Source organism: Polyangiaceae bacterium (assembly GCA_020633205.1).
Lineage (GTDB): Bacteria > Myxococcota_A > Polyangia > Polyangiales > Polyangiaceae > JAHBVY01.
In genome coordinates this window covers 19,388-39,725 of record JACKEB010000023.1, presented here as the reverse complement: position 1 = coordinate 39,725, position 20,338 = coordinate 19,388, and the positions used below count along the sequence as shown (strand labels likewise).

General features: G+C 64.3%; 17 protein-coding genes, 1 tRNA gene and 1 pseudogene. 11 read left to right on the top strand and 8 right to left on the bottom strand.

Annotation, left to right across the window (positions count from 1 at the left end):
* Positions 1–119: 119 nt before the first annotated feature.
* The 4 genes from H6718_34690 (at position 120) to H6718_34675 (ending at position 4,492) form a co-directional block, all read left to right on the top strand.
* Positions 120–1,259: a hypothetical protein gene (locus H6718_34690; protein ID MCB9590607.1), complete on the top strand. Its 1,140-nt coding sequence runs from the start codon at positions 120–122 to the stop codon at positions 1,257–1,259.
* Between the two features lie 72 nt (positions 1,260–1,331).
* Positions 1,332–2,015 carry a ribose-5-phosphate isomerase RpiA gene (gene rpiA, locus H6718_34685; protein MCB9590606.1) on the top strand — a complete coding sequence of 228 codons (684 nt, stop codon included), beginning with the start codon at positions 1,332–1,334 and terminating at the stop codon, positions 2,013–2,015.
* Between the two features lie 273 nt (positions 2,016–2,288).
* Positions 2,289–3,428, top strand: coding sequence for a serine protease (locus H6718_34680; GenBank protein ID MCB9590605.1), 1,140 nt, complete (start codon positions 2,289–2,291; stop codon positions 3,426–3,428).
* Positions 3,429–3,718: 290 nt separating this feature from the next.
* Positions 3,719–4,492: a Stp1/IreP family PP2C-type Ser/Thr phosphatase gene (locus tag H6718_34675; GenBank protein ID MCB9590604.1), complete on the top strand. Its 774-nt coding sequence runs from the start codon at positions 3,719–3,721 to the stop codon at positions 4,490–4,492.
* A 108-nt stretch (positions 4,493–4,600) separates the two neighbouring features.
* Here H6718_34675 and H6718_34670 read toward each other — a convergent pair whose 3' ends face one another.
* Entirely contained in the window at positions 4,601–5,023 is a 423-nt protein-coding gene (locus H6718_34670; GenBank protein MCB9590603.1) for a hypothetical protein, read from the bottom strand.
* Positions 5,020–5,874, bottom strand: a complete 855-nt coding sequence (locus H6718_34665) for a sigma-70 family RNA polymerase sigma factor (protein MCB9590602.1) — start codon at positions 5,872–5,874, stop codon at positions 5,020–5,022. The genes H6718_34670 and H6718_34665 overlap by 4 nt, the downstream gene beginning before the upstream one ends.
* A 168-nt stretch (positions 5,875–6,042) precedes the next feature.
* On the opposite strand from H6718_34665, the gene H6718_34660 reads away from it, so the two are divergent.
* The 3 genes and pseudogenes from H6718_34660 (at position 6,043) to H6718_34650 (ending at position 8,720) form a co-directional block, all read left to right on the top strand.
* Positions 6,043–6,113: transfer RNA gene (locus H6718_34660), tRNA-Gln, on the top strand.
* A 694-nt stretch (positions 6,114–6,807) separates the two neighbouring features.
* Positions 6,808–7,194: pseudogene (locus H6718_34655) on the top strand (DUF4440 domain-containing protein).
* Between the two features lie 113 nt (positions 7,195–7,307).
* Positions 7,308–8,720: a hypothetical protein gene (locus H6718_34650; GenBank protein MCB9590601.1), complete on the top strand. Its 1,413-nt coding sequence runs from the start codon at positions 7,308–7,310 to the stop codon at positions 8,718–8,720.
* A 68-nt stretch (positions 8,721–8,788) separates the two neighbouring features.
* On the opposite strand, the gene hemG is transcribed toward H6718_34650, so the two are convergent.
* The 4 genes from hemG to H6718_34630 all read right to left on the bottom strand — a co-directional run bounded on the left by hemG (position 8,789) and on the right by H6718_34630 (position 12,792).
* Entirely contained in the window at positions 8,789–10,243 is a 1,455-nt protein-coding gene (hemG, locus tag H6718_34645) for a protoporphyrinogen oxidase (protein MCB9590600.1), read from the bottom strand.
* Positions 10,244–10,283: 40 nt separating this feature from the next.
* Positions 10,284–11,309 (bottom strand): uroporphyrinogen decarboxylase, encoded by a 1,026-nt coding sequence (gene hemE, locus H6718_34640; GenBank protein ID MCB9590599.1) that lies wholly within the window; start codon positions 11,307–11,309, stop codon positions 10,284–10,286.
* 176 nt (positions 11,310–11,485) lie between these two features.
* A complete protein-coding gene (locus H6718_34635; protein ID MCB9590598.1) occupies positions 11,486–12,106 on the bottom strand; it encodes a cytochrome c maturation protein CcmE in 621 nt (206 codons plus the stop codon).
* A 197-nt stretch (positions 12,107–12,303) separates the two neighbouring features.
* Entirely contained in the window at positions 12,304–12,792 is a 489-nt protein-coding gene (locus H6718_34630; protein ID MCB9590597.1) for a hypothetical protein, read from the bottom strand.
* Between the two features lie 136 nt (positions 12,793–12,928).
* Here H6718_34630 and H6718_34625 point away from each other — a divergent pair, with 136 nt between their 5' ends.
* Together H6718_34625 and H6718_34620 are read left to right on the top strand one after the other, a co-directional pair.
* Positions 12,929–13,765, top strand: a complete 837-nt coding sequence (locus tag H6718_34625; protein MCB9590596.1) for a hypothetical protein — start codon at positions 12,929–12,931, stop codon at positions 13,763–13,765.
* Between the two features lie 19 nt (positions 13,766–13,784).
* Positions 13,785–15,113, top strand: a complete 1,329-nt coding sequence (locus H6718_34620; protein MCB9590595.1) for a hypothetical protein — start codon at positions 13,785–13,787, stop codon at positions 15,111–15,113.
* Between the two features lie 5 nt (positions 15,114–15,118).
* On the opposite strand, the gene H6718_34615 is transcribed toward H6718_34620, so the two are convergent.
* Complete coding sequence (locus tag H6718_34615; protein MCB9590594.1) at positions 15,119–16,183, bottom strand: hypothetical protein; 1,065 nt, start codon at positions 16,181–16,183, stop codon at positions 15,119–15,121.
* Positions 16,184–17,510: 1,327 nt separating this feature from the next.
* Between H6718_34615 and dnaA the strand changes: the two genes are divergently transcribed.
* Positions 17,511–19,025 (top strand): chromosomal replication initiator protein DnaA, encoded by a 1,515-nt coding sequence (dnaA, locus tag H6718_34610; GenBank protein ID MCB9590593.1) that lies wholly within the window; start codon positions 17,511–17,513, stop codon positions 19,023–19,025.
* 106 nt (positions 19,026–19,131) lie between these two features.
* On the opposite strand, the gene H6718_34605 is transcribed toward dnaA, so the two are convergent.
* On the bottom strand, positions 19,132–19,890 hold the full coding sequence (locus tag H6718_34605) for a hypothetical protein (GenBank protein ID MCB9590592.1): 759 nt from the start codon (positions 19,888–19,890) through the stop codon (positions 19,132–19,134).
* Positions 19,891–20,060: 170 nt separating this feature from the next.
* Between H6718_34605 and H6718_34600 the strand changes: the two genes are divergently transcribed.
* Complete coding sequence (locus H6718_34600) at positions 20,061–20,273, top strand: hypothetical protein (protein ID MCB9590591.1); 213 nt, start codon at positions 20,061–20,063, stop codon at positions 20,271–20,273.
* Positions 20,274–20,338 lie beyond the last annotated feature (65 nt).

Here is a 20,338-nt window from a genome sequence, read left to right as displayed (position 1 = left end):
CGAAGGCCAAGAGCAAGCGTCCCGCGAAGTCTGCGAAGGAAAGCGACTCCGGCTCGGGTTGGCAGCGCTTTCGGCGCACCGCCTGGCGCTGGACCAAGCGCGGACTGGTCGCAGCGCCAATCGCGGTGGTGCTGCTGTGGATCGCGGTGCACACCTTCCCCGGGCTCGGCCCAGTACTGGCAGACACGTTGCGGGCCGTGATTGGCAAGGACGCCGTCACGAGCATCGAGAACAAGGCCTACGCGGTTCAAGATCGCTTCAATCAATGGTGGTACGGAAACGAGCCACCCAAGGCCTACTGGGAAGTCCCTGCCGCCGCCGACTCGAGCATCCCTGAAACACCCAGCGCAACCCCCGACGCGGGCCCGCCTCCGCTGCCGCCGTTCCGTCCGGCGGACGTCGGCCCCGTACACAAGTCCTGGTCTGCCCCGGGCGATGGTCAGTGGGTCCCGATCAAGGACGCACAGCATCCGGACGCGGAGACCGTGATGTTCAAGACGCTGCTTCACTCCGACCGCAACCGCTCCTGGGCGGAAGTCTTCGTGGTGGCTGTGGACTTGCGCCGTGTCGACCTGCACGCGATGGCCGGCTACCAAGAGCCGAAGAGCTTCGAGGTCGCAGGCAGCAAGTACAAGCGCGCCGCCAAGATCCCCACGGAACATGTCTCGCGCCTACTCGGGGCGTTCAACGGCGGCTTCAAGACGGAGCACGGTTACTACGGCATGAAGATCGACGGCATCACCTTGGTCAAGCCGCGACCCAAGGCCTGCACCGTCGCCAAGTTCGACGACGGCAAGCTACGCATTGCCACCTGGAAAACGATCGAAGGTATTGAAGACAAGATGCAGTGGTTCCGCCAAGCGCCGGGCTGCATGTACGAAGACGGCAAGCGCCACCCGGGGTTGATGGATCCGGACGCGCGTGCTTGGGGCGCGACGCTTGACGGAGAGACGGTGATACGCCGAAGCGCGATTGGACTCGATGAGAGCCGCGAGGTGCTGTTCGTCGCGATCACCAAGGACACGACGGCCCGCGCGTTGGCTGACGGCATGCACCACGCCGGCGCAGCCACGGTGGCTCAGCTCGACGTGAACTGGAGCTACCCCAAGTTCTTGCTCTACGAACCCGTGGAAGGCGGGTCGACGCTCAAGGCCGTACCCCTCGCCAAAGGCTTTGAGCATAAAGAGGACGAGTACGTCGGCGCCCGCTCGATGCGTGACTTCTTCTATCTGACTCGCAAGCCCGACGGCGACGGCTGACTCGTAGCGAAGAGCACAGAAGCGAGAGCGCGTTGCTTGACGCTCGGCCGCGCCGGTGTTCGGTAGCCGGACATGGACGCAGACGCACAGAAGCAGCAGGCCGCCGACGCAGCGCTCGAGCTGCTTCCCGAATCCGGCGTGCTCGGCTTGGGTACCGGCTCCACCGCGAAATTGTTCATCGACGGCGTGGGCCGCTTGGTGACCCAGGGCCGTAAGTTCCAAGGCGTGCCGACCAGCGAGGCCAGCCACCGCCAGGCGCAAGCGTTGGGCATCCCGATCCTGGACCCAGATGGTCCTTGGGAGATCGACGTGTGCGTCGACGGAGCAGATGAGGTGAGCGCAACCCTCGACCTGATCAAGGGCGGCGGCGGCGCGCATCTGCGCGAGAAAATTGTGAATCACGCAGCGAGGCGCAACGTGATCATTGTCGACGAGAGCAAGCTCTCGAAAAAACTCGGGGAGCGCTGGCCAGTGCCGCTCGAGATCCTGGGATTCGCCCATCGCGCCATCGCGAAGAGCCTGGAAAAGCTAGGTGAGCCCGTGCTCCGAGAGCGAGACGGCGCTCCGTGGCGCACCGACAGCGGCAACTACATCTATGATCTGCGAGTCGGCGTGATCACCGATCCATCGTCCCTCGAGCGCGAGCTCAGCTTGATCCCCGGGGTGGTGGAGACGGGCCTGTTCGTGGGCCGTGCAGACGTTGTGTTGGTGGCGAGCCCACAAGGTGTGCGCCGCCTCGACAGGCCCGCAGATTGATTCAACGACCCTAGGCGCGCGCCGACTGGCAACCCGCGCCATTTGTCTCCTCTCTGCCGACGCGAGCGCCTGGTTCGCCGTTTCGGCCCGTGCCTTGCAATCAGCCCACTACTCACCTCGGGCCCGCCCCGAGGTCGACAACAGAGGCAGGAGGCAAGCATGACTTCACGCAGCAGACGGGCAGCTGACTCAGGGGCAATCACAACGACTCGCGATCCCGTGAACCGGGCCCGTGCGGCTCGCGCCCTGGGTATTTTTGGCTACACTCAGCGCGTGAACGGGCGTCGACTTTTGGGGGTGTGGGCCGTCCTTGGCTCGCTGGTAGTTTCTGGTTCGGCTTTCGCGGCGGGCAAGGATGACGCTGCAAAGGCGGAGGCGGCGCGCGCCGCCGCTCAGGCCGCGCGAGCTGCAGCCACCGCCGCAGACCAAGCCGCAGACGACTCGATCGAGAAGCCGGACGGCTCCGAGAGCGCAGTCGACAAGGCACGCGACGGCGTCGTGATGATCGAGCGCAAGGGCAAGGTGCTCGGCCTCGGGACGGTGCTCGCCGGCGACGGGCGTATCCTCACGGCACTGTCCAATGTCGGGCACGGCAACCAGCTGGACGCTCGCTTCGCCGATGGCTCTGTGATGCCCATCAAGATGGGCCACTCGGATCGCGCCTGGGACCTCGCGCTGTTGGTTCCCCAGAGCGGCCGCTGGAAGAAGGGCCTGCGAGCGGGCGGCACCGACGCCAGCCGAGCGGGCGCTTCGCTACGCACCTTCACGCCGGTAGCGAACAAGGACCTCGCTCCGAGTCGCTTGATCGTGAAGGGCCTGCGCACCATGCAAGGCGCCGATAGCGAGCTCTTGCGGGACGCCATCGACCTCGCAAGCCGCTTCAAGAACAGCGACGTCGGGTCTCCTATCGTCGACGACAAGGGTCGCGTCGTGGGCATGATCGGGCGCGCCTGCGCACCCGTGCCAGGCCAAGACTGTGCAACGGTGCCGTTTGGCGTTCCCGTGACAGCGATCAAAGCCTTTCTCCGCACGGTACCGGCAAACGCTATCCCGCCGGCGCCTTGGCTCGGCATTCAAGGCGTAGCCGCGGATGTCGGCCCGGTGCGCGGCGTGCGGGTGATGAAGATCCACCCGAAGAGCGCTGCGGCCGCCGCAGGTCTACATGGGGGCAGTGACGAGTCGACGAGCGACGTGATCGTCGCTGTCGATGGATCACCGGTGATGACGCCGGAGTCCCTCGCCAACGCGATCAACCAGCGCGCAGTCGGCGACAGCATTCAGCTGCTGCTATTCGGCGGGGGAAAATTCCGTCAGGTTTCCCTGGGCCTCACTGCAGCACCCAGCGCAAAGAAGGGCCTCACCCGCAAGGCACCTCGCTCAAAAGCGCTGAAGCGGCCGGCGCGTACACGCTAGGCGATTGCAAGTCCACCACGAAAGTGGAGGTCTAAACGAAACGAAACGCCCGTCAGCAGCCTTGGCGGGCGTTTTCGCGTCGTCGTGCCGCGATGCGCCTAGTCGAGCGGCTGTGTGCAGATGTCTCCCCTGCGGGGTGAACGCGAAAGAAGCGCCATGCGGACGAGCGAATTGACCCACAAGGCGGCGAGAGCCGCGAGCCGTGATTGACACTTCGAGCGCATCGGACAACGATCCTGTGAACTGCGTGACCAGGGAAGGCCGCAGGTAAGGCAGCTCACAAGAGGACCGTGTCACAGCCCCTACGTATCGAGGTTGCCGGCGAAACTGACGTCGGACGCAAGCGCGCCCACAACGAGGACAACTTCGCGATCTTCGCGCAGTACGGCCTCTACATCGTCGCAGACGGAATGGGCGGTCACGCTTCGGGCGAGGTCGCATCCAAGATGGCCGTGGACACGATGGCGGATTTCTTCGCCTCGACCGCGGACGATCCGGAGCGCACCTGGCCGTACAAGATGGATCGCGCCAAGGGTTACGAAGAGAACCGGTTGATCACCGGGATCAAGCTCTCGAACCTGCGCATCTACGAAGCTTCACATCGCAACGCGAAGCAACGCGGCATGGGTACGACCCTCGCTTCACTGTTCGCAGTGGAAGACGGCGTCTACGTCGCGCACGTGGGTGACAGCCGCTGCTATCGCATTCGCGACGGCAAGCTCGAACAGCTCACGGAAGATCACTCGCTGCTCAACGACTACAAGAAGATGAAGCAGCTCACCGAGGAGGAGATCGCGAACTTCCCTCACAAGAACGTGATCGTGCGCGCCCTTGGAATGAAGGACACCGTGAAGGTGGACACGCGCTTCGAGCGGCCGCTGGCTGGCGACACCATGTTGCTCTGCAGCGACGGTCTGTGCGGCCCAGTCACGGACGAACAGATCTTGGAGATCGTGCTCGCATCGCCTGATCTGCCGACGGCCACCCATCGCCTGATCGAAGCAGCCAACGACGGCGGCGGACCCGACAACATCACCTGCGTCCTCGCCCGCTGGATCCCGTGATTCTCAAACGCAGTCTCGGATTTTCCGTGCGTAAACGCTAGACGCAGCGCGTGTCCGCCGCGAAACAGCTGACCTAACCCCCGCTCCTCAAGGATCCGGGGGTTTCGTCTAGCTATGCCCAGGATTTGCCGGGGGTGAGGGGAGCACCTGGACTGGCGCAGGCTGCATGTCCACTTTGATGGCTTCCCCTGAGAGTGGCCCGAGCACGGCGTAGACCAGCAGCAACACGACGAGCATCAGCGCACTGGTCACCAGATAGGTCGCGATGGGTGCCTCTTGAGAGGTGCTCCAGCCGTCGCGATAGAACTTGCCGCCGCTTCGCTCGCGCAGCTTCTTTTGGACGCCTGCGAGCACATCGGGCGCGTCGCTCTCTTGCTTCTCCGCGAGCGCACCGCGGATCAGGCTCCGGAGCTCGTTCTCTTCGTCCTCGCTGAGCTCCGGCAGGGATACTCCCTCCTCCTCGAGCTCCTGCATGGCGTCTGCAAGCTCTTGCTCCATGGCTTCGTCCTCGGGGGGATTGGAGTCGCTCATCGGATCTTCTCCCCCATGCGCGCTTCCACCTTGGTCTTGAGCATCGCGCGTGCGCGATGAATGCGGCTCTTCACGGTGCCGACGGGCAAGGACGTGATCTCCGCGATCTCCTCGTAGGTCAGATCCTCCACGTCCCTCAGCACTAGTACCTCGCGGAACTCAGTCTCGATCTCCTCGATGCACAGCTTGACGATGACCTCCATCTGGAAGCCCTCGACCATGTGATCCGGTCTTGCGACGTCGCCAAAGGTGACGCCCTTTGCGTTGCTCAGCGGAGCACGTTCAGCGATGGGTTCGAGCTCTGCCTGACGATCACTGTGGCGCCGCGCCATGTACTTGACCCGGTTCTTACACAGGTTCACCGCGATGCGATAAATCCAGGTACTGAGCTTGGAGTCGCCGCGAAACTGACCGATGGCTTTGAAGACCTGGACGAAGACCTCTTGGGTCATGTCCTCCGCTTCATCCCGGCGCCCGAGCATGCGGAAGACCAACGCGAACACGCGGTTCTTGTAGAGCTCAACAAGCTCGTTGAACGCTCGCTCGTCATGCGCCCGCAGGCGCTCGATGAACTTACGCTCGCTGGCTTCGTCCGATTCGGGCACGCTCCACCAAGCCTCAAGTAAACCGTATAGCGGAACTTGGTCGGCGTCGGGCACACTCGGTGCTTCCCCACTGACTGGGGGCGACTTGGTGCGCGCGTTGCCGGCCACTCGCAGCGGACAGCGCCTTGACCCACGGGGTTCCCATGGACTGACGAGCGTCAGAAAAGCTTGGCAGAAAAGCGCAAAACGGCGGAACTCCGGAGCGAACCGAGTGTCCTGTGTGACCCGCCCATGCTGTTGCCCCAGGCGACTCGGCCGCGCGCTCAGCGCTCGCGCCCCACACAGCAGCGGAGCAGTCTCCCGCTCTCGGCACTCTTTGGAGCCCCCTGGCCCCAAGGAAAATCCGGCTTTCTCCCCTTGAAGGAGACGCTCAGCTGACTAAGCTCCCGGCTCCTTCGCCAAAAGCGAAGACACTCTGGCGTCGTCTAAAGGCAGGACAAGGGACTTTGAATCCCTGAATCTAGGTTCGAGTCCTAGCGCCAGAACATTGTCGCGCGCCTCCGGCGCGCTCCCACAGGCCGCGGCCTCTCTGACCTTCGCGAGTGCGAGCCTAGCTCGCACATTTCGCTCGGTTTCGAGTCCTAGCGCCAGAACTGTTCGGGTGCTGAAGCACCCTCCCGTCTGCCGCGGACTCTCTGACCGGCGCGAGCGCGAGCTCAGCTCGCGCATTTCGCTAGGTGTCGAGTCCTAGCGCCAGAACTGTGCGAGGCGCTGAAGCGCTCGCCACTCGCGACGGACTCTCTGACCTTCGCGAGTGCGAGCCTAGCTCGCACATTCGCGAGGGCGTGAGGCCGTAGGCCGAGCGCAAATCAATACAGCGCGGGGGACGCAGAGCTGGTGCCTTGAGGAGACGAGAGCGACCCCTCGCTCACGCGGGGTCGCTCGAGGCGATTCGTGCCGGCGGACCACGGGGAGAGTCCTAGCGCCAGAACTGTTCGGACGCCTGCGGCGTCCTCCCGTCTGCTGCGGACTCTCTGACCATCGAGAGCGCGAGTTCAAACGCTGGCGACCCCTTGCGGCGCTCGGGTCGCTGGCGATGGGAGTCGGAACGCCTGTGACCCCTTGCTGCGCTCGGGTCTGGCGAGTTGAGAGCGAGCGTCCCTTGCTGCGCTCGGGTCGCGGCTGCGACGGTTCGAGACCAACGACCCTCAGCTTGGAGGTGGCGGTTATGCTCGGAGCATGACGCTGCCTGCGACCGACCCTGCGCTTCTGGATGTCCTCGAAGAGCTCAAGGCGCGTGAGCCGATCTTTCATCGTGAAGAGCTTGGGGTGACCCGTGAAGCGCTCGAGGCGCAGACTGCAGCTGCCTTCTGGCAAGTTGGCGCGACCGGTCTTGCATACGACAGACAGCACGTGATCGATACGGTTGAGACGCGTTTCCTCGAGGGAACCGAGCCAGATACCAGTCGTTGGGCGAGCAGCGACCATTGGTGCCGGGAGCTCGGGCCGGACACCTACTTGCTCACCTACATCTTGGATCAGGCGGGCAGGCGTAGCCGGCGGGCCACCATTTGGCGGCGTAGCGCGGACGGCTGGCAGATCGTGTACCACCAGGGCACGCTGATCCGCGGTAGGCGACGGAGCGCGCGGCAACCCTGCGGAATCATGCGTGTGAGTAACTTTGCTTCTCCTGGTTGGGGGATTGGCGGGATGGCGGCTCGAACGGACTATCCGACGTTATGAGAAGAGTCACCTTGGGGGTACTCGCCGTGGCGCTCGGCCTGGCGGGTTGTAGCGACGATGACACCAGCGGGTCTGGCGGCTCGAGCGGTGCTGGCGGCTCGGCTGCCGGGACCGGCGGAGATGCTGGGTCTAGCGGCTCCGGAAACGGCGGCGCCGGCGGCAGCGCGGCGAGCGGCGGAACGGGTGGGAGCGCCGCCGGCGGGACGGCGGGCGGCACCGGAGGAACTGCCGCAGGCGGTGCGGGCGGGTCTGCTGGCACCAGCGGTGGCACTGCTGGAACCACAGGCGGCTCCGCTGGCACCACAGGCGGCTCTGGCGGCTCGACTGGCGGCACAGCCGGCTCGGGCGGCACCACCGGTGGTGCCGCGGGGACGACGGGAGGTTCTGCGGGGACGACGGGAGGTTCTGCGGGGACGACGGGAGGCTCAGCTGGAGCCGGTGGCACGACGGGCGGTACCGCTGGAACCGGCGGCACTGGAGGCAGCTCTGCGGGTACGTCGGTCACCATCACCACCGACGGCGGGCGCCTGGAGTTCGACGGCGCTTCGCTGACGTTCGGTCAGAACGCGGTGACCGGGAATACGGTGATCACCGGCAGCTCGACTAGCTCGACCTCCGGACTGCCGCGTGCGGGTGATATCCAGGGCAAGGTGTATGACCTCACCCCAAACGGCACGAAGTTCGACGACGTGGGCGTGTTGACCCTACCGGTCAGCGGCGCGGCACCAACCGGCAAGCAGTGGTTCATCGCCTGGCTCGATACGACGAACAACGTTTGGATCCCGGTACCCACGCTGCAGCTCACGGGGCGAGTCGCGGCTCCGATCAATCACTTCACCTACTACGCCGTACTGCAAGGGAACGCTGCGGATGTGACCAGCGGCTGCAACATCGCGTCTCCGTGCGGAGGCACGCTGGCTTCTCACTACGATCTGGGTGGCTTCTGCTTTACCGGTACACCGCCGGGCGCCGGACCATTCCCGACTTGCAGCACCGACTCAACCGGCTCCGTGGGGACGGTGGGTGGAAGCTTGTTCGAGTTCAATGGCGGCAACTTCGTCTATTCGCTCACGGTGGCAACCAAAACCACCTTCCACATGCAACCGACTTGCGTCTCGAAGATCGAGTCCGGGCTGAGCATCACGGTGAGCCAGTGCTCGGAGCTGGACGCCCCGCTGAGCGCGGCCATGAAGATGGCGATGGTGTGTGAAGGCAACCCGGCGACGCAGTGCGACTGCAGCGTGTTCCCAAGCGTGGCTGACAACGGCGTCGAGACCGGCACCTACTCCACCGCGGGCACCAAGCTCACCCTGGTGGCCCCGAGCAAGACTGACACCATCGACTATTGCGTCAGCGGCAACACCTTGCAGATGACTCTCGGCGAGTTCGAGTACATCTACAACGAGTAGCCACCAATTAACCGCAGGGAAACTGTACGGAGCCCATCGGCGTCGATCGCTTGGGGGCTCCGCAGTGACTAGGCGAGCTGCTTGATGATAGACTCAGCAGCGCGTTCCGCCTGCGCAACGCAGTCCGGAATGCCAACGCCGTCGTAAGCGGCTCCGGCTAGCTCCAGCCCGCGAACTCCGTTCTCGCGCAGACGCACGAGGCGCTCTTTGTGTCCGAGGTGCGGCTGAGGGTTGCTCTTCGGGTAGCGGAACACGCGCGTCCATTCGGGTTCGCCGAGCCTCCCCATCAGGCGCTTGAGCTCCTTCAGGGCGCGAGCGCTGAGTTCGGCGTCACTCTGCTGTTCGACCAGCTCACCACCACGCGCTCCGCCGAGGAACGCTCTCAGGAGCACCTTGCCCTCGGGCACCCGGTGCTCCCACTTGGAGTTGATGAAGGTGCCCGCGAGGATATCGCCCTCGCCGGGCGGCACCACGAACCCAACGCCGTCTAGAGGGTGAGACACCTGCGAGCGGTCGAAGGCGAAGAACACCGTGGCCGTCGAGAGGTACTGGATACTCGACAGATCCCGCGATAGCTGCTCAGTTGGGACAAGCTTTGCGGCCACGCGCGCCGGACAAGCCAGGACCACTGCGTCAGCCTCGAGCTTCTGGTCGCCCGACACGAGCTGCCACTTCTCGCCCTCGCGTCGCAACCCATCGAGCCCAGCTTCGAGCCGAACAGTTCCCTGCGGTAATGCATCCGCGAGCGCGTCGATCAGGCTGAGCATGCCACCCTTGAACGAATAAAACGGGCTCTCCGCGGTGCCCCAGGCAGCCTGGATCAGCTGCTGGGTGCGCTTCAGGCGACTGTTCGGTGTCGCTTCGCCCTTCACGCGACGGCGCCCATCCGCACGCATGGCCAACGTGCCGAGCACCAGGCTGCGATGCTTCTTCTCCAGCTCGATCAGCTGAGGAAACGTCGCGCGCATGGACAGCTTGCGGATGTCCCCCGCGTAGATGCCGCCCAGGAGCGGGCCAGCCAAGCGCTCCGCTGCGGTGCCACCAAGACGGCGGGAGAGGAAGTCGTAGATCGACTCGTCGCGACCGTCGTCGTTGCCTGCGGGCCAGAAAGGCTCGGAGAACAAGCGCAGCTTGGCGGGCCAGCCGAGCAGCCGTGAACGCACCAGCGGACCGGGTCGCGTTGGGACGCCCAGCGCCATCCCCTCGGGCATGGCTTCGAGCTGGCCCGCGTGCGCCAGGTAGACCTTGCGACCGTCTGGCTTGGTGGTGATGAGCTGGTCCTCCAGCCCGAGCTCGCGGGCGAGCTTCACCGCCGCCGGCTTGGTGCGCACGAATGAATCCGGCCCACCATCGATGACGAAACCTTTTTCGCGCACGGTGACGATGTTCCCACCTAGGCGGTCACGGCTCTCGAGGAGTGTGACCCGCCACTCGGGGCGCAGCTTGTGAATGCGATACGCCGCGGTCAGCCCGGTGACACCACCGCCGACCACGACCACGTGCTTTGAGAGCGATTCGCTCACTTCTCGTCTCCTGAAGCGTAGAGCGGATGCGAGACGTCGGTCAGCGAGCGCTGCGCTCGTGAACGTAGTCCGCGACCATCTTCACCATGTCCGGATTTGTTTCCGGGAGGATTCCATGACCGAGGTTGAAGATATGGGGCTTGCCCCCGGCCTCGTCCAGCACCCGATCGACATGACGCTTGGCGACCGCCTCGGGCGCCTGGAGCACCAGCGGATCCAGGTTGCCTTGGAGCGTGACGTCGTCACCCAGCTGTTCACGAGCCCAGTTCATGGGGGTGCGCCAGTCGACACCGATCACGGTGCCGCCCGCCGCCTTTTGGTCCTTGAGCAGCATCGCCGTGCCAGTGCCGAAGTGGATCACCGGTACGCCAGTCGTCTCCAGATCTTTCAGGATGTGCGCGACGTGAGGCTGAACGAAGTCGCGATAGTCCTGAGGAGACAGCGCACCAATCCAGCTGTCGAAGAGCTGCACCGCTTGAGCACCTGCCTCGACCTGCGCTCGCAGGTAGCGGCGAACGACCTCTGACAGCTTCTCCATCAGGCTCTTCCAGAGCTCGGGTTCGCCGTACATCATGCGCTTGGTGATGGCGTAGTGCGAGCTCTTGCCGCCCTCGACCAGGTAGGAAGCCAGCGTGAACGGTGCACCGGCAAAGCCGATGAGCGGCGTCTTCCCGTCCAGTTCCTTGCGGATACTCTTGATCGACTCGAGCACGTAGCCGAGGCCTTCTTCAGGCTCGATGACGCGCAGGCGCTCGACGCCGGCTTTGTCCCGCACCGGGTCGAACACCCGGGGTCCCTCGCCCGCTGCAAACTCGAAGGGGGCGCCCATCGGTTCGAGGGGCAACAAGATGTCAGCGAACAGAATTGCCGCGTCGACGGCGAACGCGTTCACCGGCTGCAGCGTGACCTCCGTGGCTAGATCCGGTTGCTTACAGATCTCGAGCAGCGTGTGGTTCTTACGAATGGCGCGGTATTCCGCCATGTAGCGCCCCGCCTGACGCATGAACCAAACGGGAGTCTGATCGACCGGTTCACGCCGGCAAGCCCTGAGGAAGCGATCCCACATAGTGCCTCGGGCTATCACGGCCTGCTCGCGTCAGCTACCAACACCGCGCAAGCAAGCGGCGAATCCGGCGCGTTTGTGGCCGCAAAACGTGCAGGACCTGCGGCGAGCGGGACGCTGCCGGGCATGCCAGCGGAGCGCGTCTGGTGAGTGAACGCGGGTGAATAGGCGGGGCGCGGTCAGTTGACCCGGGGCGAGGCGCCCATGTCGCCGTGAGGCGCGGTCTCTCCGTTCGCCGCACGCTGCTTCATGTCGTACTTCGACGGGCACTTCGCCATGATCTGTTCGGCTTGGAAGAAGCCTTCGTTCTGCAGCTTGCCCGTGACGGTGACCTCGACGTCCATCTCAGGTACATCGCGGAAGGTGTCCGGCACGACGCACTGGGAGTAACGGACCGGCAGCTTCTTGCCACCTTTTTCAATGTCGAAACGATACTCGCAAGGCTGGTCGCGCTTCTTTAGCGAGCCCTTGACCAGCGTTCCCATCACTCGCGTGTTGCGATTGAGCAGTCGCTCCTTCTCGCGCACCGCCTGATCAGCGTTTGTCGCCGCAGCCACCTCGCTGTCGAGCTTGGCCTTCTCGTCCATCAGCTGATCGACGCCGCGAGAGTAGACCGCGTCGCCATCGAATCCGGTGAACACCAGCACCAAGAGCCCGCCTCCGATCACGAGCAACGTGAGCAGGAGTCCGAGGCTGCGCTTGCCTTGCTTCTTGGGCTCGGGGGCGACATCCGTGGCGACCGGGCTCTGCGCCTCGCTCGCCTCGACCGCAGCTTTGAGCTCGTCGTCGAGGTTCGACATTACTTGGGATCGTAGTTTGTCCGCTGGGCCAGGTCCAGCGCACCTAGGTGGCTATTGGTCGCACTGCGGTCGCGAAACCCGGGAATACACACGAGTTCGGGGGCTGCGGCAGACACCTCGAGGACGTTTTGGGGGGCCCACGGGACGCTTCAGTGCGCCTCCCCCCAAACCATTCGAAGGCCGCGCAAGCGCACGAATCACGCCTTCGGTTTGATGCTTGGTCGCCGCCGCACGCCGAAGCGACCGCCGAAATAGCCGGCGGAGGTCGCCACCAACGCCAGCACCAGGGTGCCCAGCACAGCAACCAGCAAGGACGGAAAGCTGCCACTCAGCACGGCCAACACGCCAACCCCAACGGCCATCGACAAGCCCGAGAGCGCCCCGTGCAGAGCGCCCGCCCGACCACCGAAGCGCCCGACCAAACCGCCTGCGCCACCCGTCGCGATCATCAGCGTGAGCAGCACCGGGCCGAGCTGGATCAACAGCAGCGCATCGTAGCTGGGCGCACCGTCGCTACTCACCGCGACGGTCCACTTCGCGCTCACCCACTGCGCGATCATCAGGAGCGGCAGCCAAAGCGTGAAGCCGAGCATCGCGCCAACCACGACCCAGCCCCGCGGCGAGCGCTCTTCCGCGGCCGCGTCTTCCGGATCTTGGTTCTGGATGACTGGGAGGTGTCGTGCCATGCAGCACTCGCGCAACTGAGCCGCGAACAGGTCGATGAAGAGTGCGCGCGACTTCCGCAACGCGCGAAGGCTGTGTCCTTGCTCGAGGTGTAATACGGTCCTCGCCGGCTGTCCTGACAACCGACTACGAATCTCGATGATTCACCCACTGATCTCCCGACTTTTGTCCTGCGCTGGCTTCCTCGCCGCGCTGTCCAGCTCCCTGACGGCAGGTGCCGCGCAGTCGTCGGACGTTGGCGATCCCACCCTCGCCGCCGCGTCAGAACCAGAGCCCGCACCCTATGCGCCTTATCAAGGCGAAGGCATTGCAGGGCCGGGCCCGAGCTCCAGTGTCGTCACCCCTGCGCCACTCGCAGAGGAACCCGAGTTCGCGCGCCGCTCCGTGGAACTCGTGCTCTATCTCGGTCTAGGGCTGCCTCATTGTGCGGAGGGCGACGCCTCCGACGCACGCTGTAGTGGGGTCGGCGCTGGCCTGAGCTTTGGCCTCACCGCGCTGTGGCGCGTGACCCCGATGTTCGCTTGGGGCGGCACCTTCGAGATCGCTGGCTTCCGCAATGAACCGGAAGATCCGGAGTACACAGACGCCCGCGCCGGAGCGGCTTTCCTCGGTCTCACAGGCCGCGTCTACTTCGCTGATGAAGGTGCCTTCGAACCCTTCGTCGAGTTGGGTTTGGGGGGAGGCGCGCTGGGCACCCGCCAAGAAGAGCCAACTACAAACGGTCGGACGGGCTACGAAGAAACCGGCGCAGGCCCTGCCTTGCGAGGCGGCATCGGGTTCGATTTTCACCTCAGCCGCACCCTGCGCTTGGGGCCTGCGCTCAGCGTCACACGCGTGTTCGTCGACAAGATCCGCCGCTGCAAGGCTACGGGCAGTGGCGAATGCCAAGACGTCTCCACGGATCTGGGCGGCCACCTGGACAGCTATGTTCAGGTGGTGGGCAACTTGACCTTTCAATTCGGCAGCGAGCTGTAGCAAATCCATCGCCAAGGCCATGGACTACCTCGATCCACTAAAGCTCGATCGCGCGCTATTTCGCGCGGCAACGGAGTGGGTGCGCTGGTCACGCAGACTCCGCAGTGGGGAGATCGCGCCGCTTGGCGCCTTTGAAGTCCACCGCTGGGCGCTGGGGAAGAGCCGCTTCTGCGAAGTCCTCGAGCTCCACGAAGCCGATCCCCTACGGAAACACCTGAGTCGCTGGATCTATCGCCTGGCCGACGCGCGCATCAATCAGGGCGCGTTGCTCGAGCAAGCGACCGAACTTCGCACCAAGCGGCTCAGGGTACAAAGCGAGAAAGAGGAGCTCAGCCTCGCCGCCCTGAAGCAGCGCGTGTTGCGCCCCCCCGGCGCGCTGGATGAGCGGCTCGGGCGCCGCTCGGCGCTGCTCGAAGCGCTCACGACACACTCCCACGATTACCGCAGGGTAACGGCGACACTATGGCAGCGGCGGCTTGAAACCGCCAAGCGGATGGGGCTCGAGTCGCCCGACGAGATCGAGCTACCCCACCCAGAAAGCGCCGCGCTCGCTAGCGCGTGGCTCGACAAGACGCAGGATGCGTGGCTCAGCCTCGGTCCCGATAGCCTGAGCCACGTGCTCGAGCTGGGCCTCGACGTGCGTGAAGACCACGGCTGGCCCGCCCGCATCAACCCCCACACGCTGCGCCGCTTGCTCGACGAGGGAGAGCTGTTCCGCAGCCTGAACCTCGACCCTGGTCCACTCCCCCAGGCCCTCGGCGGCGCTTCATTCTTGCGCGCGCTGGCGCGCGTCGGCGCCGCCTGGCATGACGCGGCCAGCCCCAAGGATCAGCCTTTCGTCGTCAGCTTCGATCCCTACGGCCTCAGACGTCGCAGCGTTGGCGCGCGCTTCGCCCTGCTGACGCTGAACCCTAGCTACGTGCGACGCAAGCTCGAGCTCTCCGGGCCTCGGCTGAGCCAGCACCTACGCTGCACCGCGATCAGTCTTTTGTGGGAGACAAGGCTCGCTGCGCTGCGAGTGCTGCTCCGCGCCTCGGCCAGCTACTCCACCGAGCGCCTGCAACAGACTTTCGAAGAGCAGGCGCGCAGAGCAACGGGCACCGCGCTCGATCCACGGCTCTGCGGCGCGCTAGTTGAGCTCCATCCAGACGACGCTCAACGCTTCCTCGGAGCTCACCTCGCTGCACAAGAAGTCGAACAGCTGCGCGACGCTCACGACGAAGACTGGTTTAGAAATCCCCGCGGAATCGATCAGATGCGTTCGGAAGCCGCTCGCCCGCCGTTCAGCGAGGTTCCGTCGGTCGACTTCGAGCCGCTAGCACGCGCGCTCCTCGACTACTTGGGCTGAGGCGCTCAGTCGAAGCCGCCGGAGATACCCGCGCCGGCGCTCTCCAGGTGGTACTTGAAACCGATAATGACGGCGGTCGCCTTCTCGCCCGCGACACTGCGGCGCGCGGAGATCTCGGCGGAAACCTGCTGGTCGACGTAGCCCAGTCCCGCGGAGATCCAGTGCGTGGCTGGTCCTTCGTCGTAGCGATAGCCGACCCGCAAGGGCACGACGTTGCCCGCGAGGTACTCGAAGCCGCCCATCGCCAGCACCGTCGTGCGTTGCCACGTGGTAAAGTCAGCAACCAAGTCGCCCTCGAGCGTAAAGTCGGGTGTACCGTAGCCGATGCCCCCGCCAAGGCGAGAGGGCAAGTAGCCGTGATCAGGGTTCGTCAGGCTGTTGCCGACCAGAGAGACGGCAAACTCTGGCGTGGGGCGGAAGGACATCCCCGCGTCGAACGTGAAGTCACGAACGATGTTCTCGTCGGGCAGGCCAGCCGCCACGGCGTCGTTACCCAGCGGTCCATCGCCGTTCTCCTTCATCCACATCACGCGGCCCGCCATGCCAAGCTGAAACTGCTGAGAGAAGGGAAACGCCAGGGCGAAACGCAGGTCGTTCCACTGGCGATCGACGCCGTCTGGATCCTGTCGGTTGAACGCAAACGCCAGACCACCGGCGAGCTGCGTGCGGCTCCCCACGGAATCAACCGCGGCGGCGCCATACGTCTGGCGGCTTGCCTCGGGCCAAAGCGCGGCCAGTGCGCCGATGTGATAGACGCGAGACGCCGCCATGTTACCCGGGTTGATGTAGATCGACTCCGTCGAGCTGGAGAACGCGCGCAAGGCGCCACCCATGGCAGCGGTGCGAGGAGTTTCGACATCCCCGTAGTCGAACCCCGTCTCCGGCGGCAGATCGCTTGGGTCAGCGCTAGCCGTCGACGCTGACAGCAATGCGCTACCCGCCAGGCCCACGGCTGATAGCCAGCGCGCGAGTGTCCGCACCAAAACGCCCGGCCGAAGGTCGGCGTAGCCACGCTGCGTCCCGCGCCGTAGGACGCTTTGGGGCTCTGATGATGAACGCAGTTCTTCCATCGGTGGGCACTCGGACGGCATCGCGCCCACTAACTGGCTGCGTGCCAACGGGCCAAGTTTTGTCGCAACGCGCGGTCCTCGCCCAAACCCGCCGCGAATGCTGTTCAGACGAACACCAGTTCAACACGTGGGGTGAGGTGAGCTCGTTGCTGCAGTGCTGGGCGAGTCGATCCGCGGCGCGAACGCGTAGGTTGTGCACTGCCTGTGGACGCGCTGTGTGTGGACGGATGAGCTCAACTTGGATCCGCGTTTCGGCCACTCACAGACTCGTCCACAAGGCTGTGGACGACGCGCAACCGACGCGCGCTTCGGGATTTTTTTCGGCGCTCACCCTTGATCTTTCAAACCCCGAAAGTTGGTGCAGCCTTGCCTTCGTCACACGCACGGCGCGATGCGTTTCACTCGTAATTTCAGCTGGATCCGCGATCAGCAAAGCAGTGTCTTGGCGCATCGGGTCACGCGTACGTCACACCCCGATTTTTGTTCGATGGACTTTGCTGCGGGATCGCGGCGATCCGAAAATCGTCCATTGAACTCGTGCGCGAGGCGGTGCTAGCTCAGCACTCGCTCGTCGGTTGGGAACGGCGCGATTCGATCGATTCGCTAGCGCGTTCAGCCTGCTTCGGGTGACCGCGGTTCGAGCAACATGCAACGCAGAACGAGCAACGCAAACCGAGCAACGCAAACCGAGCAACGCAAGCAACGCAAGCAACGCAAGCAACGCGAAACTCGATCAAGCAGCAGGCCACACAACTGACGACAGCGGGACAGGATTAGCTAAGGGGGGATGGTGTTGATTGGGCGATGCGTCGCCCGTCGACTTTGCTAGGCTCACCGATTCCGGGTGGGTCGCAACTGTTATCGTTCGCGCCTCCGAGCACGAACCGGTCGTTGATGACCGATTGCTTCATGCCGCGCGTGAAGCAATCTCAAGACCAGCGACGCAACGGTCGTTTCGGTCTGAGGCACAGTCGTCCCGAATCCGCGCGCACGGCGCGAACCAGGAAACCGCTCCGTTAGCTCAGCACTTCAGTCACTTCCCATTCGCGCTTTGAGACGTCGACCCTAACCAACAACAAAACTAGCCAAGCCCAGAGCCCTCTCCACTCTCCAAACGCTCACACGAGACTCCAAGCTTGCCCCTCGACCTCGCGCCCCAACGACGCGCCACTCATTCACCGCCGTTCGCACCCTGCTGGGAGCGAACCACCTACCCCACACTCGCTCACGCCTTTCCACAGGCTGTGGACAAGTTGTGGGGGCTTCAGCGTGGCCGCTCCGCCATGCAAGCCAGCACCCGCATCACCGACCCCCAATCTGAAGCAGGATGACTAGCTCAAACCTCGAAATCTGGACCGCTGCCCTCGAACGCACTCGCAAGGCGTCACCCGCCTCGTTCGAGCAGTGGTTCTCGTCCATCCAGTTCGATAAGTTGGAAGCGGGTCGCCTTGAGCTGACTGCTCGCGACGAGTTCGTGCGTGACTGGGTGAAGACCCATTTCCTGCCCAGCCTGGTCAACACCATCGACGAGCTGCGCGCACGCGAAGCACGCACCTACAGCGACAGTTCGCCCCAAGCACCGGTGTCTCGGTCGAACGAACCGACTCAAGTCGAGTGGCGCATCTCGAGTGAGCTGAACAATCCGGTGTGTGATGGTAAAACCATGCGTCCTGCGGTACGGCCGCGGCGCTTGCAAGTCAGCGAGCCACCGCCACCGTCGTCGCGCTCGGATGGGACAGCCCATTCGCAATCATCTCGTGAACCCCGCTTTGAATCGCCCTCTCGGATCCACCCTGTGCGCGCATCACTGAAGGACGTCCTCAACCCGAAGTACACCTTCGAGAACTTCGTCGTCGGCCCATCCAATGAGCTGGCGTATGCGGCTGCCATGTCGTCGGCAGGTGACGACGGCCCTCGCTACAACCCGCTGTTCATCTGCGGTGGTACGGGTCTCGGCAAGACGCACTTGGTCCACGCAATCGCCCAGCGCTTGCTCGACCAGAAGCCCAACGCCCGCGTTATCTACGTGTCGGCCGAACGCTTCACCAACGAGTTCATCGAGGCGCTTCAGCACCAGAAGATGGACGAGTTCCGCAACCGCTACCGACGCGAGTGCGACTTGTTGCTGCTCGACGACATCCAGTTCCTGGCGGGAAGAGAGCAGACTCAGGAGGAGTTCTTCCACACATTCAACGCCCTGCACGAAGCGGATCGGCCGATCGTGGTCACCAGCGACACCTATCCTCAGCAGCTGCAACGCATGCCTGAGCGTCTAGTGTCGCGCTTCACTTCTGGCTTGGTCGCCGATGTTCAGGTGCCCCGCCTCGAGACGCGGGTCGCCATCGTGCGCAAGAAGGCGCAGCTCGAAGGGATCCCGTTGACCGACGAGGTCGCCGTCCTGCTCGCCCAGAACGTGCAGAGCAACGTGCGCGAGCTCGAAGGCGCGTTGATCCGCTTGGCCGCGAAGTCATCGCTCACCGGGCGCCCCATCGACTACGAGTTCGCCAGCCGTGAGCTCGCCGCCGTTGCCCCGCGGCGACAGGAGCCGGTCAGCGTGCAAGACATTCAGCGCGCCGTGTGTAACCACTTCCGGCTCACCAACGCCGAGCTCTTGAGCAAGGATCGCCACAAGAGCGTCGCCTTCGCGCGCCAGGTAGCGATGTACCTCTGCCGCCAGCGCCTGCGCTGCAGCTACCCGGAGCTCGGACGCTCCTTCGGTAACCGCGATCACACCACCGTGATGAGCGCCGTGCGCCGTGTCGAAGCGCTCCGCCAGAAGGACCCGCAGGTCAACGCACACCTCGAGGCTATCGAGCAGGAGCTCGCTTCTAGCGGCGAGTGAGCCTCGCAGCAGCCACAACACAAAACGCCGACCCCCCATAGGGTCGGCGTTTTCGCTCTGGTTCGCTTCTATTTTTAGGGGGAGAGGTGCGCCAGAGGGCGCAGGGTCAGCGGCTGATCTGCTGGGCCTGCTTGTTCCCGCGCGGAAATGCGCTCGGCGTCTCAACCACTACGTCAGGCAAATCGGGAGCCGGGAACTGCCCGCGGGTTTCAGGAAGGCTCCCCAAGCGATCCGAGATGCGCGTCGCAATCGCGGCGATCACCTCGCCAGCGCCAACCCCCAGGGCACTGCCGTACGTGAAGCGGCCCTCGGAGTGAGAGCTGAAACGTTCCCGCGTCAGACTGAAGCCGTCCCGCACCAGCTGCCAGCGCCCGCGCCCGACTGCGCCCCAACCCACTCCCTCGCCAGGCTCCACGGCATTGAGTCGTAGCTCGATTCGCAGCAGGTAGTCCCCTGCCTCCAAGGCATCACCTCGTTGACGAACACGCACGTCTGGAAAGCTAGCTCCCAGGAGCCGCACCAGCTGCGCCCCCATCTCCGCCTGTACCTCACGGAAACAAACGGGCTGCTTGTGAAGCGCCTTGACGCATTGAGTGTTCGGCGTCTCGTCACGCAGCTCCACCCACAGCCTGGACGAGTGCTTCACCTGCGAGGAGGCCGCATAGACCGGCACGTTGGAGACAGGTGCGCGATGACCCATCACTTCCGCAGGGGAACATCCCAGGGCTGCCGCACCTAGCGCCACGCAAGTCAGCAAGAGGCCGCCGGCGCTGCCGCTCGGACGCCGTAACCCCACGGAATGCCTACGTTTCGGGCAATCGACCTGACCTTGCGCTTTGACCCGAGCCCAAATGGGACGCTCCATTCGAGCAGGTTAGCCGTAGGGAAAGGCCTGACCCCAAAATGTTGCGGACCCTCAAGTTGCCCGATTTCTCGCGTAGTTCCCGATAGTTACGCATTCGCGAGTAGTTCATGCAGAAGTATTCTTCAGCAAAAACTAGCTGGTTTGGCAAAGCCACCTATATTGAAGAGTCTATGGCAGACCTACGGCATATCCATCAGTACATGACGGACCGCCGCCGCGTTCTGCTGGACGATGGGAGAGTTGGCAAGATTGTCCGAGTGGACACCACCTATCCCAGTGGAGGCACCCTCGTCTCGATTTGGACAGAAGAGGACAAGGGGCCCACGGTAGCCAAGGTTGAATTGGCCCGTGTCGTCGGACCGGCTCCGGCGAAATCCGCGTGACAGCAGACGCCCCGCGCCCACCCTGCCAGCACTCCTGGCGGTGGGCGCGGAGGCGGTCGATTTTT

What these genes read in the sequence shown, in the direction of transcription:
- hemE (MCB9590599.1), bottom strand. Translation starts at nt 11,309, where the DNA reads ATGTGGGATCGCTTCCTCAGGGCTTGCCGGCGTGAACCGGTCGATCAG.
- H6718_34600 (MCB9590591.1), top strand. Translation starts at nt 20,061, where the DNA reads ATGGCAGACCTACGGCATATCCATCAGTACATGACGGACCGCCGCCGC.
- H6718_34650 (MCB9590601.1), top strand. Translation starts at nt 7,308, where the DNA reads ATGAGAAGAGTCACCTTGGGGGTACTCGCCGTGGCGCTCGGCCTGGCG.
- H6718_34630 (MCB9590597.1), bottom strand. Translation starts at nt 12,792, where the DNA reads ATGGCACGACACCTCCCAGTCATCCAGAACCAAGATCCGGAAGACGCG.
- rpiA (MCB9590606.1), top strand. Translation starts at nt 1,332, where the DNA reads ATGGACGCAGACGCACAGAAGCAGCAGGCCGCCGACGCAGCGCTCGAG.
- H6718_34615 (MCB9590594.1), bottom strand. Translation starts at nt 16,183, where the DNA reads ATGGAAGAACTGCGTTCATCATCAGAGCCCCAAAGCGTCCTACGGCGC.
- H6718_34625 (MCB9590596.1), top strand. Translation starts at nt 12,929, where the DNA reads ATGATTCACCCACTGATCTCCCGACTTTTGTCCTGCGCTGGCTTCCTC.
- dnaA (MCB9590593.1), top strand. Translation starts at nt 17,511, where the DNA reads ATGACTAGCTCAAACCTCGAAATCTGGACCGCTGCCCTCGAACGCACT.
- H6718_34670 (MCB9590603.1), bottom strand. Translation starts at nt 5,023, where the DNA reads ATGAGCGACTCCAATCCCCCCGAGGACGAAGCCATGGAGCAAGAGCTT.
- H6718_34635 (MCB9590598.1), bottom strand. Translation starts at nt 12,106, where the DNA reads ATGTCGAACCTCGACGACGAGCTCAAAGCTGCGGTCGAGGCGAGCGAG.
- H6718_34605 (MCB9590592.1), bottom strand. Translation starts at nt 19,890, where the DNA reads ATGGAGCGTCCCATTTGGGCTCGGGTCAAAGCGCAAGGTCAGGTCGAT.
- H6718_34620 (MCB9590595.1), top strand. Translation starts at nt 13,785, where the DNA reads ATGGACTACCTCGATCCACTAAAGCTCGATCGCGCGCTATTTCGCGCG.